Below are 13,147 nucleotides of genomic sequence, written 5' to 3' on the forward strand. Positions count from 1 at the left end.
AATGCCCGCGCTGCATGCGGCCGTGGCGGACATCCCGGATCCGGCCGCGCCGGCCGCGCCCGAGGCAGGGCGCGCGCACCCGACCTCCTTCGCGCAGCGGCGCTTTTGGGTGCTCGATCGGCTGGATCCCGGCAACCCGGCGCTGAACGTCGCCGTGCGCTGGCGGATCGAGGGCGACCTCTCGACCGGGCAGATCGCGGCGGCGTTCGAGCGGATCATCGCGCGGCACGAGGTGCTGCGGACCTGCTTCATCGAGCGTGACGGCGAGCCGGTGCAGGTCGTCCGGGAGGCGGTGCCGTTCCACGTGCCGAGCATCGACCTCACGGTGCTCGACAGCGACGCGATGGCGGAGTGCGACCGCATCGCCCGTGCCGAGGCGCGGACCCCCTTCGACCTGGCGGTCGCGCCGCTGATCCGGGTGACGCATCTCCGGCTCCGCGCCGACCTCGCCATCATCGCCGTGACCGCGCACCATGCGGTCTGCGACGGCTGGTCGATCGGCCTGCTCGCCGCCGAGATGTGCGAGATCTGCGGTGCGGCGGCGGCGGGGCGCGCGCCAGCCCTGCCGGAACTGCCCTTCTGCTACGGCGACTTCGCGGCCTATGAGCGCGAGGCGCTGGCCGCCGGCGACATGGATGCCGACGTCGCCTACTGGGCGTCCACGCTGCGCGGGATCGAGCCAGCGGCGCCACTGCCCGACGTGCCGGCGCCGCCGGCGCCCGCGGGGACGAGTGCGATCGAGTCCATTCTGCTGCCGCCGGCGCTGACCGACGCCCTGACCCTGCTGCAACGTCAGCACGGCTGCACGGCCTTCATGGTGGCGCTGGCGGCGCTCGGTGCGGTCCTCGCGCGCTACACCGGCGCGACCGATATCGCGGTGGGCACCCAGGTCGCCGGCCGCGACGATGTCGCGGTCGAGGATCTCGTCGGCGTCTTCATCAATACGCTCGTGCTGCGGCTCGACCTGTCGGGCGAGCCCGATGCGGCCACGCTGCTCGCACGGGTGCGGGAGGTGGTCGCCGGTGCGCTGGCCCACAGAACGGTCCCGTTCGAGCGGATCCTCGAGGCCGTCCGACCCGGGCGCCACCGCGGCCAGGCGCCGCTCTTCGCGGTGAACTTCATCTTCCAGCGCTCCTTCATCCGCAACGCCGACTGCGGTGCCTTCCGGCTCATCGACCTGCCATCCCATTCCGCCGGCGCGCTGCACGACCTGAATTTCTTCATGGTGGAGCGGCCCGAAGGCTGGCGCGCATCCTGCGAGTACCGGGCAGACCTTTACGCGGCGGAGACGATATCGCAGATCCTCCGGCACTTCGCCACGCTCATGTCGGCGATGGCCGCGGCGCCGCGGACGCCGGTCTGGCGGCTGCCGATGCTGGATGCGGCGGAGCGTTGGCGGCTGGTCGAAGGCGTCAACGCGACGGCGGCCAGCTACCCGCGCGGCCTGACCGCGCCGGCCATGGTCGCCGCCGCCGCGGCGGCCTGGCCGGCCAGGATCGCGGTTGCCGCGCCGGACGCGACGCTGTCCTACGGCGCCCTGGCGGCGCGGATCGACTCCCTGGCCCGCCGGTTGCTTGCGGCAGGCATCGCGCCCGGCTCACGCGTCGGCATCTACCTGCCGCGCTGCGCCGACCTGGTCGTCGCCCCGCTCGCCGTCATGCGGGCGGGCGGCGCCTACGTGCCACTGGATCCCATCTACCCGCCCGACCGCATCGCGCAGATCGCCGAGCAGGCAGGCCTGGCGGCGGTGATCGCATCGGCGGACGGACTGCCGCAATCGCTCGCCGTGCTGCCGATGGTGTCGCCCGGCGAGGGCGGGGCGGATACGCGACCGCTGCCGACGGTGCCACCCGACGCGACCGCCTACGTGATCTTCACCTCCGGCTCCACCGGCCGGCCGAAAGGGGTGGCCGTCCCGCACCGGGCCCTCACGAACTTCCTGTGCGCCATGCGGCAGGTGCCGGGGCTCGCGCCGGACGACGGCATACTCGCCGTGACGACCCTCTGCTTCGATATCGCCGCGTTGGAGCTTTTCCTGCCCTTGACCGTGGGTGCGCGCGTCGAGGTCGCGACGGAGGAAGAGTCGCGCGATGGCGCCCTGCTGCTGGCCCGTCTCCGCGCGTCGGGCGCGACGATGTTGCAGGCGACGCCGGCGACGTGGCGGCTCCTGCTGGCGGCGGGATGGGCGGGCGACCCGCCCCTGCGGATGCTGAGCGGCGGCGAGCCGCTGCCGCCCGACCTCGCGCATGCATTGCTGGCGCGGAGTCCGGAACTCTGGAACATGTACGGCCCGACCGAGACGACGATATGGTCGTCGGCCGTGCGCCTGGATCCCGAGGCGGCGCCGTTCATCGGGCCACCGATCGCCAACACCCGGTTCTACGTGGTCGATCCTCGCGGCGAGCTGGCGCCGCCTGGTGCGCCCGGCGAACTCTGGATCGGCGGCGATGGCGTCGCCTCGGGATACTGGAACATGCCGGAGGCGACGCGCGAGCGGTTCCTGTCCGACCCGTTCGGCAACACGCCGGGTGCGCGCGTCTACCGCACCGGCGACCGCGTCCGCGCGCGCCGCACCGGCGGGTGGGAATTCCTCGGTCGCGGCGACGATCAGGTGAAGATACGCGGCTTCCGGGTCGAGCCGGCCGAGGTCGAGGCGCTGCTGCTCCGGCACCCCGCCGTGAGCAATGCCGTCGTGGTCGCCCGGCGGGGCGAGGCAGGCGACGACGTCCTGGTGGCATACGTTGCGCTGGCCGGCGAAGCGGAGCCGGTGATCGCCGAGCTGCGCGCAGCGGCGGCGGCAGCCCTGCCGCGCTACATGCGCCCATCCGCGATCGTGGCGCTCGACGCCATCCCGCTGCTGCCGAACGGCAAGATCGACCGGCGCGCCTTGCCCAGGCCCGGCACCGCCACCGCGGCAACCGAGGCTCCCGGCGGCCCGGAGGACGTGGTCGAGGCGCAACTGGCGGCGATCTGGCGCGCGGTGCTTGGTTGCGGGACGTTCGACCGGACAGCCGATTTCTTCGATCTCGGCGGGCATTCGCTTTCGGCGGCGCGGATGCTGGCGCGGGTGGAGACGGCGTTCGGCCTGCGCATCGGATTTGCCACGCTGTTCGAGTCGGCGCGGTTCGTGGAGTTCGCCGAGCGGCTCCGGGAGGCCGGGGCGGGCAGCGCCGCATTCCCTTCGGACCCGGCGCCGCGTCCCGGCGAAGCACGTCCTGGCATCTTCGCCATCAATCATACCGGCGTGTTCCGCCCGCTGCTGCAGCGCCTCGGCGCATCCCTCCCGATCACACCGCTGCAGCTCTTCAATCCGGAGCGTCCGACCGAGGCGCTGCCGGCCTCGGTCGAAGAAGCCGCCGCCGGCTATGCGGCGCTGATCCGCAACGCCCAGCCTTCCGGCCCCTATGTCCTCATGGGCTGGTGCAGCGGCGGGGTGATCGCCTTCGAGACGGCCCGGCACCTGGAGCGCGCCGGCGAGCAGGTGTCGCGCGTCGTCATGATGGATGCATGGCGCCCGGGCTACACGCGCGGCCTGGGCCTGGTCCGTGGGAGGCTCGCCGAATACTCCTACCGCCTGCAGCTCGTCGCCGCGGATTGGCGGGAGGTGCGGGCGCATGGCGCGGGCATCCGGGTCTTCCTCGGACAACGGCGGATCGTCTCACGCCTGCTTGGATTGCGGGCCGAGCCGGGCGCGGAAGGCGACAGGTTCGACCGCTGGCTGGCCGCCCATCTTGCCCGGGCTCTCGACCAATATCGGCCGACGCCGTTTGCCGGCGCCGTGACGATGTTCCGCAGCTCGCGCGAACCGTCGGGCCGCTTCCTCGACCCGCTCTTCGGCTGGGGCGGGCTCGCGGCGGGCGGCATCGAGGTCGTGACGGTCCAGGGTGACCACTTCAGCATCTTCGGCGAACCGGGCGTCTCGATCATGGCCGCGCACCTGATGAAGACCATCGGCCGCGAGACGGCGAAGCCTGATGAGGATCCCCTTGGTGCCGCCGCGCTTCCCGCGCATCGCGCGACATGACGGATCACCTCGCTCCCAGCCAAGGCCGGCCTGAAAGAGATGGCGTGGCTCGTCGGGGGGCGTGGCCGTCACAGGCGAATGCCGGCCGCGGTCGGCCGCGCGCCCCGGCTCGGATCGCTTGGCCGCAACGTCGCAGCCTCCCCTGCCCGTCCGCCACTGGCAGAACGACGACGATCTGACCAGGCAGAGGATGGACACCCGAAGGTCTGGACAAGGCTGCGCCACGCGACTGCCCGAGGCCGGATCAAGCCATCTGGCCAGGCGTCCAACCAGCGGAGCAGGGCAGTCCTTCCTGGCGGAACAGGCGCTTGGCCACATCAAGTCCGCGGACCAGACCGGACTTCATGCCGTCCCGGAGCCTCGACGCACCTGGCGGCCGGGGCGCGAGGCCCAGTTTTCGCAGGTGGTGGTTGGCTTGGTAAACCCGCGCCATTCGCGCGATGGAACGCAGCTCGTAGTTCACGCTGAGCGCCACCGAGACGTTGTCGTGGTTGCGGACCCAATGCGGCGCAAAGACCGGGATATGCACCCCATTGCCCGCGCGAAGGTCATAGGCGGCAGCTTTGGCCTGTTTTTCCTCGGTGTAGATGGCGCTGTTGTAGTTCCCCAGGAAGTAGCTCTCGCGCTCCTTGTGGGTGATGATGCCGGGATCATCCTGATTGAACAGGCAGATGGTCTTGTCGCCGGTGACCTGAAGCAGGAAGTTGCTCTCCGCGTCGACATGGTACGGCGTGAGGCGGTTGGGCGAACTTATCAGGATCAGCACCTCGCCCACGATGATGTCCCGACGCATCGTGTCGCCGCAATACTCGACGATGGAAGCGAGGACGCCCTGCAGCAAGGGTGCGATTTCGCGGTCCTGCTCGGCATGTTTCAGGATGACCAACGAATTGTTGTCGCGGATGCCCTCGATGGTCTCCTGCAACGACAGGCGTCCGTCGGAGCTTCGCTCCCACCGGTCGGTCACCTCGACCTTGCCGTTGGACCAGTAAGTGTCGCGGTGATCGGGCGTTCTTTCGGCCAGCGCGAGGAGGCTCGGCAAAGCGAAGAGCGGATTGCCGGTGAGGCCGTGCGTGAAGAGGAAGGACGATGCGTTGTGGTGTTGGGCAAACCGGGCGTCCGGATCGACCAGGACCGGCCGGGGCGTCGCTGCGACCTTGGCAGGGTTGGGGAGCGTAAGTCTGGACATGCGGATCCTCGCCGGCGAACTGTCGCCCCATGCTCAGCGGCGCAGCGCTTTGTGCAGGGCGCGGTGGACGGGTTTGCCGATCGGCAGCAATGCGGCCATGGCGGCGGCCTTCATGGAGTCGAGCCTCCCGTTGCGTCCCGGCAGCACCGGCTCGACGTGCAGGCGCCGGAGGTAGTGATTGAGGGCTCGCACGCGGCCCAACCGGCGCGATTGCCGCGTTTCATAGACGATCGAGTAGGAGATGGACCGCGTCCCGACGGTTTCGACCCAGTGGGGCGCGTCCTGGGGCTGGTGCAGGCCGGATCCGGGCCGAAGGTGGAAGATGCGCTCGGCGGCCGGCGTGCGGCGGGCGAGGTCGACCTGCCCGATGTCGATTTCCGCGCGGGCATAGAGCGGCTCGACTTCCGCTTCGCCGAGGTCGGCGGGCGGGTAGAGATGGTAGATCTTCTCGCCTTCGATCTGGGAGAAGAAATTGACCTCGGGATCGAAGTGGAACGGTGTCGTTGCCTGAGGAGCGCTGATGAAGACAGCGGATTCGAGGCGAACGAAATCGTCGTCGTTGTTGCTGTCGCGCAGGCGCTCCCTGATCTGCGCCACGAGGCAGTCGAGCAAGTCGCGGAAGCGTTGGTCATGTTGCTCGAGCCGCTTCAGCAGTATCTTGTACGAGCCCCCCGGGATCTGGTCGAAGGCCGCCTCGGGCGTCAGGCCGGCAGCGGGCATGGCGTAGAAGGGCGTGCCGGGCGTCGGCGCACTCCGTGACACATAGAAGTCGGCCGGAGTTTGGGAGTAGCGCCGGCACAGGTCGCGCAACGACCAGTGCTCGAACAGGTCGAGCCGATGCAAATTGTGGGTGAAACCGTAAGGTGCAAGGTTGTACTTCGCTGTAAACTCTTCATTGCTCCAGTCAAACCTGGGCCGGAGAAGACCAGACGGCGAATAACAATCCGGAGTTGCGCTCATTGAGGTCCAGCCCAATCTAATAACGGTTGTTGCGGGCGATCGTTCTTGATAGGTTATCTGTTGAGGCAAGGGGATGCAATGTTCATTCACCGCATAAGCACTGATACGTGTGCTATTGAATGGCGCCCATGCATCTGCGAGCGGCGGTGAAGATGCGAGCGTTCCTGGGGCCGACCTCGCTGATCACATTCCAAGTCATCTTCATGCAGGTATTCACGCTAGCCGTGTTCGCCATCCAGGCGCCATTGCTGGGGCCCCAGGCCTTTGGCAGCGTCGCGCTGGGCATGGTGATGGTCGGCTTTTGCGAGACGGTGGTGACCTCCGTCGCAACCGACACCTTGATCTCGCTGAAGGATGCCGGGGCGGCGCATTACCGGACAGCGACCACGGCGACCTTGCTGGCATCGTCCCTGCTGGGATTGGCGGTCTTCCTCGGAAGTGACGCGGCGGCATGGCTGGCGGATGATCCGAGCCTGGCGCCGGTGTTCCGCTGGATGGCATTGCTGCCGCCCTTGTCGGCGCTCTGGGTCGCGCCGACAGCGCAGACCAAGCGCGAGATGCAGTTCAAGGCAACGGTGATCCGCTCGGTCTTCAGCCTGGCGCTGAGCGGCGTGATCGGCGTGGCGCTCGCATTTTCATCGATGGGGGTTTGGGCTCTCGTCGCGCAGGCGCTGATCTACCGGGCGAGCGGCGCGGTGGCCTTGTGGCTGCTGGTGCCTTTGCGGTTCCAACTGGGATATACGGGGATGGCGGGCCGTGAGCTTGCGGCGATCGCGCGAACGCTGTTCTTCGCGCGGGCCATGTCGTGGGCGACGGGGCAGATCCCGCGTTTCCTGCTTGGGCTCTCACTTGGAACCGTGGAGTTGGGCCTGTACAGCCTCGGGGCGCGTCTGACCGATGTCCTGATTCATCTGTCGGTCGAACCAAGGACGATCGTGGCGAGGGTGGAGCTCCGGCGTCACGCGACGGATCGGCAGGAGCTGGACCTGGCGGTGCGGAAGTTGTTCGCCACGATGAGCGCAGTGTGCTTTCCGATGAGCATAGGCGGTGCCGTAGTGATCCCGACGCTGTTCGATGCGTGGTTGGACCCGCGCTGGCAGACCGGCGCATCGTCCGTGCAGCTCTTGTTGCTGTGTTGCGTGCCGTACGTGACGTATTATGGGTGCACGGCGCTCGTTCTGGCGATGAACCAGCGCCGGGCTGAAGTGATCGTCGCGACGTTGCAGGCGGTTTGCCTGACGCTGGCCGTGGGGCTGACGGCACGAGCGGGGCTGGATGCCGCCTCTCTCTCGATCCTCGGGACGCTGGCGCTGTTGCTGCCTGTTCCGCTGGTGCTGGTGCGACGGTGCTGCGGGGTCGAGATCGGCACCATCGTCGGGCCGCAACTGCCTGCATTCGCATCGGCGGCGCTGATGGGTATTGTCGTCGCCTTGGCGGAAGCGCGGCTGCGGGACAGCGTTTCGAGCGTGACGTTGCTGGTGGCGCTCATCGGCTTCGGCGCGCTGGTCTATGTGGCAGCGATGGCGATCCTGGCACCTGCCCTGGTCCGCGAGCGGCTGGACGGCCTGAGACTGCGCGGTAACCTCGGAGCGGCCGAATGAGACCCGACGTGTGGTGCAGATCGTCGTCGGACAGGCGGTTCGCGTGACAGCGATCCGCCAATTGGCCCGCACCACGCTGCTCACGCTCGGCACGGTCCCGCCCTTGCGGCCGGCGCTGCGGGCAGGCTTTTCGTGGCGGTTTCGCCGGGCGACCAGGACAATGCGCGGTTTCGGCGGTCTCTACCCCGATTTCGCCGCGGCCCGGCGCGACGTGCCGTCCTGCCGCGCCAACGGCTTCGACGACGAGAGCACGGTGGGATTGCTGTTGGACGAGGCGGACACGGTCTTCTCGAGCGACTACGCGATGATGTTTTGGTTCGCCAAGTTCCAGGATGACCTCGACCTTGTCTTCGATTGGGGCGGCTATCTCGGGCGCAGCTATCGGATCTACCGCCGCCTCGTGGGCTTCGACGACCGGCTGCGCTGGGTCATCAATGACGTCCCGGCCGTGGTAAGATTTGGCCGATCCGCCGCAGCGTCGATGTTCGGCGATGCGGTATCGTTCACCGAAAGCTTCGACGCCCTGGAGCAGGCGGACCTGCTGCTGGCCTCCGGCTCCTTCCAGGTCATCGAGGATCCATGGCAGCCCCTGCAGCAGGCTGCGCGCCGACCGCGGCACGTCCTGATCGACAAGATCCCGGCCTATGACCAACCGTCAGCCGTGACCTTGCATAGCGTCGGGACAGCGCTGGTTCCGTACCACCTGTTCAACAAGGAAAGTTTCGTCTCGCGCTTCAGGTCCATGGGGTATGAGCTGATCGATACATGGCTCAACCATAATGTTGATTGCCGAATACCCTTTTATGAAGACCATTCCATTGCCGCTTACAGCGGATTCTATTTTCGTTTTCCTCACTGATGGTGTCCGCCCGCCCGGGAGCGCTTCGGCCCCCCGGTTGGCGGGCTTCGCAGGAGAGGCCCGCATGACAGGACCCGAAGCTTCGCCACCGGATGCGATCCGTGCTGCCGCAAGCGCGTCGGTCCTGCGTCGGTGCGCGTGATCGCAATCGGCGCGTTGATCGCGGTGGCACTTGCCTGCTGGGCGATGGTGCCGCAGCGCCTTTTGCCCGCGCCGGGCGGGCGGTTCGCGGTCGGGGTCCGGACCTGGCCGACGGACGGGATCCCGCAATGCAGGTTGTCCACGAAGCTATGGTATCCGGCGCAGTCCGGTGCGGCAGCGGAGGCGACGCCGCCACGCTACGATGCCGGCGCTCCCCTGTGGTCAACCCGGCATTGGGTGCGGCTCGATGCCGTCGAGAATGCGGCATTGGCGGAAGCGGCGGAGCCTTGGCCGGTGCTGCTGTTCTTCCCCGGCTGGGAGGGAGGGCTGAACGACAACACGGCGCTGGTGCAGGACCTGGCGAGCCGCGGCTTCGTGGTCGTCGCGGTCGGCTACGACGACGGCACATGCGCGGGCCTGCGGCCGGAGGACAGGCCCGTGCTCGACCTCGGTACCGCGTCCGGCTTCGCGCGGACGCAGGCAGTCGCGCAGGCGCGCATGGCGCGGATCGCGCAGGGCGCGACGCGGATCGTCGATGCGGTGGTCGCGCTCGACGGACCGCAGGCGCCAGCCGGTCTGGCGGGACGCCTGGACCTGTCCAGGGTTGCCGCGGTGGGCCACTCGTTCGGTGGCGCGGTCGCCATCGCGCTGTGCGGCCGTGACCGGCGCATATCGGCGGGGGTGAACATCGACGGCTGGATGTTCGGCGCCGGCGATGCGCCAGGATTCGGGCAGTCGCTCTTGGTGGTGGACAGCGGCAACATGCCGGCGCCGCCGGCCGATCTCGAGTCCATGGACCCGGTGCGGCGACATACGGCGATCCTCGAAGTGGCGGATGCGGCCTGGTTGGCATCGGCGGTGAAGTCCGGCCGTGGCGAGCATGTCCCGCTCCCCGGCACCCGGCACGAGTACTTCGCCGATTACCCTTACCTTGGCTGGCGCGCGGTGTTGCGGGGCGGGAGTGGTGGCAACCGGGCGGTCGGCCGCGCGGCCGAGGCGGTGACAGCGTTCCTCACGCGCGTCTGGTCCGACCGGCCCGGCGATGCGGCGCCGGCAGCGGACCCGGAGGCAGAGGCGCCATCCCATCCGGCCCGCCTGCGGGTTTCGCCGTAGCAAGCGCGCCCGACGCATCCGGCCAGCCGGCTTCGCCGGTCCGGTGCCTCAGGCAGCCGAAGCTCGAGCGCCTGCGCAGCCAGGCCTGCTCCGGGGCGGGAGCCTGCTTGCCTCCCCGGTCGTGGCGTCGCGGTCGCGTCGTGGCCATGGCGCACGCACCGGAGGCCATCCGCAGCAGCGGCGGGTCAAGGCAGCGTGTCCTGCGGGTCGCGGTTGCGGATGCGCCAACCTTCGGCGCGGGCGGCAATGGCGCCGACATAGCCCACCGCCGGGACGAAGCTGCGCAGTTGCCAGCACGCGGCTTCCGCCGCCTGGCCTGCGACCGAGAGGAGGCGGGCCGGCTCGCCCGGTGCAAGGGACACGGTGAAGCTGGCCGGCGGCAGGGAGAAGCCCGCGCCGATCGCCTTGAGAAAGGCCTCCTTGCGGGTCCAGGCGTTGAAGAAGGCCTCGCGCCGATGGGTCGGCGCGACCGCCGCCAAGGCCCTCGCCTCCTCGGCCGAGCAGACCTGCGCGGCGAGCTCCGCCACGGCGACCGATCGCAGATGCTCGATGTCGAGGCCGAGATCGAACCGCGTTGCCACGGCGACCGCGGCCAGTCCGCCACTATGGCTCAGGCTGAAATGCGGCGCGCCCGCAACGGCGAGGCTCGGCTTGCCATGCGGTCCCGTCACGAAAGCGATGTCCCGCGGCGACGTCCCGAGAAGGCGGCCGAGGATGACCCGCAGTCCCGCATGCGCCCGCACGAAGGCGATACGATGCCGGTCGTGGACGAAGCGCTGGGCGCGGTCGCGCTCCGCCTGGTCGAGCACGTCCCAGTCGGCCGCGCCGGCCTGCCCGGTCGGCCAGCACCACAGATCGACCACGCCGTCGTCCCCTTCGCGGGGGCCGGCGGCGGTGCCGGCAGGCTGTTCGTCAGCGTCCAGCGGCATGCCTCCCCGGCCGGGGCGGCGAAGCCGGACCGCGTCGCTGCCATGCGGCGCGCCTTCGCTTCGCCCCGCGGCGCGGCGCGGGCGGCACTTCGGCCAGGGTCGCGCGGCGCGCCGGCCGGCGCCCGGCAGGTGGCCGTGGCGGCCGGCCCGGAATGGTCACCCGACGCCCATGCGGCAAGGTGATGACGGCACCACCGGCCGCACTACCATCGCGCGCCCGGGGCGGTTCGCGCACTGCCAGGGAGGGGCCGGTCGAGACGCCGGTCCATCGCCGGCTGGATGGGCCCGGCGCCGGAGACGCGGCGCGGAGGGGGGCATCCTTGGGCGGAAGGCCATGCTCACGCGGCCCCGGGTGGCCGGGTCCGCTTCCTGGGTCAGGATGCCTCGAAGCCTCGGACATGCGGTCTCCCGGGCGGAGCGTGCCGGCTGGCAGGCTCCGTCCGGGATCGTCTCGAGTCAATATCGTCCGGGCTCAGTAGGCTCCGATGTTCACCAGCTTTCCCGCCGGCGAGAACGGGGTTCGCCGACCGACGCCGATGACCGGGCTGGTGGCGGAGGGCACGAAGTTGCCTCCCGCCGGGTTGCCGAGTTCAGGATCGACCCCGATCAGGTTGATGCCGGGGTCGACATGGGACGCAGGCGTCGAGACGACCGACGCGCCGAAGGCAAGATTGTTCTTCCAGATCCCGGAATCCTCGAACTTGCCGTTCACCGGGTAGGACATGATCGGCCGGTTCGTGCCGAGCGGGCCGGCCTCCCGGACGGAGATCGCAAGATTATTGTACCACACGACATTCTCGCTGCCGCCGTTGCTGAGATCCCCGCGTGCCGTTCCGGGATTCAGCGGATCACGATAGTTGTTATATACCGTATTGTTATAGACGAAAACGTTCTTGCTCAGGAACACATGGATCCCGCTGCCGCCGTTGCTGTGGCTCAGGTTGCCCAGGACGAGGATCTTGCCGGGATAGGGCGTTCCGCAGGTCGGGCATTCGAAGCTGCCGAGCGTCGTGTCGATGATGATGCCATTGCCATCCGTGTGCGGTGCCGGGATGGCAGGCCCTTCCCCGTTATTGTGGGAGATGTTGTAGGCGATCGTGATGCCGAACGTCACGACGTCCGCCGCCGTCGGCTGGTAGGTCTCGGCCGCCAGGGCCTTCGGCTGCCAGACGTTGATGCCGGAGGTCTGCCACTGGTTGGTGCCTGAGGTATTGTAGACGACGTTGTGGATCCAGGCCACGAAGTCCGCCGTGCAGGTCGACAGGCCAGACCCGCCGACGTCGTGGATGACGTTGTTCAAGGCCATGAAATGGTGGGCAATGTTGAATGGCTGGCCGCCGTTCGCGCAGCCATCGATCCCATGCCCGCTGGTCAACCCGGCGCCGTCGATCTCGAACCCGTCGAATATGACGTAGGGCGCCCACAGCATGATCATGTCGCCATTGGCGGTGTCCATGATGCCGTCCGCCGCAACGATGCGCGCCGCCTGCGGCACAATCGAGCGATAGACCACGTATCCGGTCGGCGTGTTGCTGTTCCCGCCATGCGCGACGATCATGCTTTTCGAGAACTTGTAGGTGCCCGGGGCGACGTTGATGCATTCGCCCGCGACCGGGGTGTTCGGCCACCCGTTATCCGCGTTCTGGATGGTCGCCCAGGGCAGTTCGGCGGTGCCGGGATTGGCATCATTGCCATGCGTCGCATCGACATACCGGTTGACGACGCATTCATAGGGTGGCTTGGCCGACAATGCCGGGCTCAGGCCGGGCGTCTCGACATGGCTGGGTGTTGCCAAACCATAGGCCGTCTGTGCTGCGACCGCCTCCATGCTTCTCAGCGGAAAGGTGATGGTCAGAAACGACAATACGGCCAAACTAGACAGTATAGATTGTCTCATGACCCGCATTTTCACGCCTCCGGAAATGCCGAGTTGCATGTCGAGCAAACGCGTATGCTCGTTGGTTTGGACGCAAGTTCGGGTTGCATGCGCCTCAGGCCGAAGACGCGGCAGAGCCAGACGGCGTGGCGGATGATCGCGGCCGGGAAGCGGTCACTGGAGAGGTTATGGGCTCGGACGTCATCCCGCCATCCTGGCCCGTCGCCGTCAGCAGAGCCAGGAATAAGCTCGACTTTGGCCATTTTGCGGGGCTGAGGCGGCGGAACGGGTGAGCGGCTAAGCTTGGACGCGTCGGCCAAAGGACAGTTGCCATGCCAGGCCTGCCGGCCCGCTTCGCCACGGTGATCCTATGCTTCGCGCCGCTCTTCCAGCAACGGGGTTGGCGGCATGCCGAGGTGTTGCTGATCGGGGCCGTCCTGGCGCCCGGCCGGCGC

8 protein-coding genes are annotated in these 13,147 nt (G+C 68.5%); 4 read left to right on the forward strand and 4 right to left on the reverse strand.

Annotated elements, in window-relative coordinates; all coding sequences use genetic code 11:
- The first annotated feature begins 1 nt into the window (after position 1).
- Complete coding sequence (locus tag Q7A36_RS29830) at positions 2 to 4,024, forward strand: non-ribosomal peptide synthetase (RefSeq protein WP_305107433.1); 4,023 nt, start codon at positions 2 to 4, stop codon at positions 4,022 to 4,024.
- A gap of 244 nt (positions 4,025 to 4,268) precedes the next feature.
- Here Q7A36_RS29830 and Q7A36_RS29835 read toward each other — a convergent pair whose 3' ends face one another.
- Entirely contained in the window at positions 4,269 to 5,213 is a 945-nt protein-coding gene (locus Q7A36_RS29835; RefSeq protein ID WP_305107434.1) for a hypothetical protein, read from the reverse strand.
- A 33-nt stretch (positions 5,214 to 5,246) separates the two neighbouring features.
- Entirely contained in the window at positions 5,247 to 6,173 is a 927-nt protein-coding gene (locus tag Q7A36_RS29840) for a cupin-like domain-containing protein (protein WP_305107435.1), read from the reverse strand.
- 128 nt (positions 6,174 to 6,301) lie between these two features.
- Between Q7A36_RS29840 and Q7A36_RS29845 the strand changes: the two genes are divergently transcribed.
- The 3 genes from Q7A36_RS29845 (at position 6,302) to Q7A36_RS29855 (ending at position 9,887) form a co-directional block, all read left to right on the forward strand.
- Positions 6,302 to 7,774, forward strand: coding sequence for an oligosaccharide flippase family protein (locus tag Q7A36_RS29845; protein WP_305107436.1), 1,473 nt, complete (start codon positions 6,302 to 6,304; stop codon positions 7,772 to 7,774).
- A gap of 13 nt (positions 7,775 to 7,787) precedes the next feature.
- The gene (locus Q7A36_RS29850; protein WP_305107437.1) at positions 7,788 to 8,633 is read left to right on the forward strand and encodes a methyltransferase, TIGR04325 family; all 846 of its coding nucleotides are present in this window, start codon (positions 7,788 to 7,790) and stop codon (positions 8,631 to 8,633) included.
- A gap of 435 nt (positions 8,634 to 9,068) precedes the next feature.
- Positions 9,069 to 9,887 (forward strand): alpha/beta hydrolase, encoded by an 819-nt coding sequence (locus tag Q7A36_RS29855; RefSeq protein WP_370655723.1) that lies wholly within the window; start codon positions 9,069 to 9,071, stop codon positions 9,885 to 9,887.
- A gap of 185 nt (positions 9,888 to 10,072) precedes the next feature.
- On the opposite strand, the gene Q7A36_RS29860 is transcribed toward Q7A36_RS29855, so the two are convergent.
- Both Q7A36_RS29860 and Q7A36_RS29865 read right to left on the reverse strand, forming a co-directional pair.
- Entirely contained in the window at positions 10,073 to 10,816 is a 744-nt protein-coding gene (locus Q7A36_RS29860; RefSeq protein ID WP_305107438.1) for a 4'-phosphopantetheinyl transferase family protein, read from the reverse strand.
- A 472-nt stretch (positions 10,817 to 11,288) separates the two neighbouring features.
- Positions 11,289 to 12,761, reverse strand: a complete 1,473-nt coding sequence (locus tag Q7A36_RS29865; protein WP_305107439.1) for a hypothetical protein — start codon at positions 12,759 to 12,761, stop codon at positions 11,289 to 11,291.
- Positions 12,762 to 13,147: the final 386 nt, after the last annotated feature.

This window comes from Paracraurococcus lichenis, from assembly GCF_030657435.1.
Taxonomy (GTDB): domain Bacteria; phylum Pseudomonadota; class Alphaproteobacteria; order Acetobacterales; family Acetobacteraceae; genus Paracraurococcus; species Paracraurococcus lichenis.

Bases quoted from the DNA above. Each gene is read 5' to 3' on its own strand.
- Q7A36_RS29830 (WP_305107433.1), top strand. From the start codon at position 2: ATGCCCGCGCTGCATGCGGCCGTGGCGGACATCCCGGATCCGGCCGCG.
- Q7A36_RS29835 (WP_305107434.1), bottom strand. From the start codon at position 5,213: ATGTCCAGACTTACGCTCCCCAACCCTGCCAAGGTCGCAGCGACGCCC.
- Q7A36_RS29840 (WP_305107435.1), bottom strand. From the start codon at position 6,173: ATGAGCGCAACTCCGGATTGTTATTCGCCGTCTGGTCTTCTCCGGCCC.
- Q7A36_RS29845 (WP_305107436.1), top strand. From the start codon at position 6,302: ATGCATCTGCGAGCGGCGGTGAAGATGCGAGCGTTCCTGGGGCCGACC.
- Q7A36_RS29860 (WP_305107438.1), bottom strand. From the start codon at position 10,816: ATGCCGCTGGACGCTGACGAACAGCCTGCCGGCACCGCCGCCGGCCCC.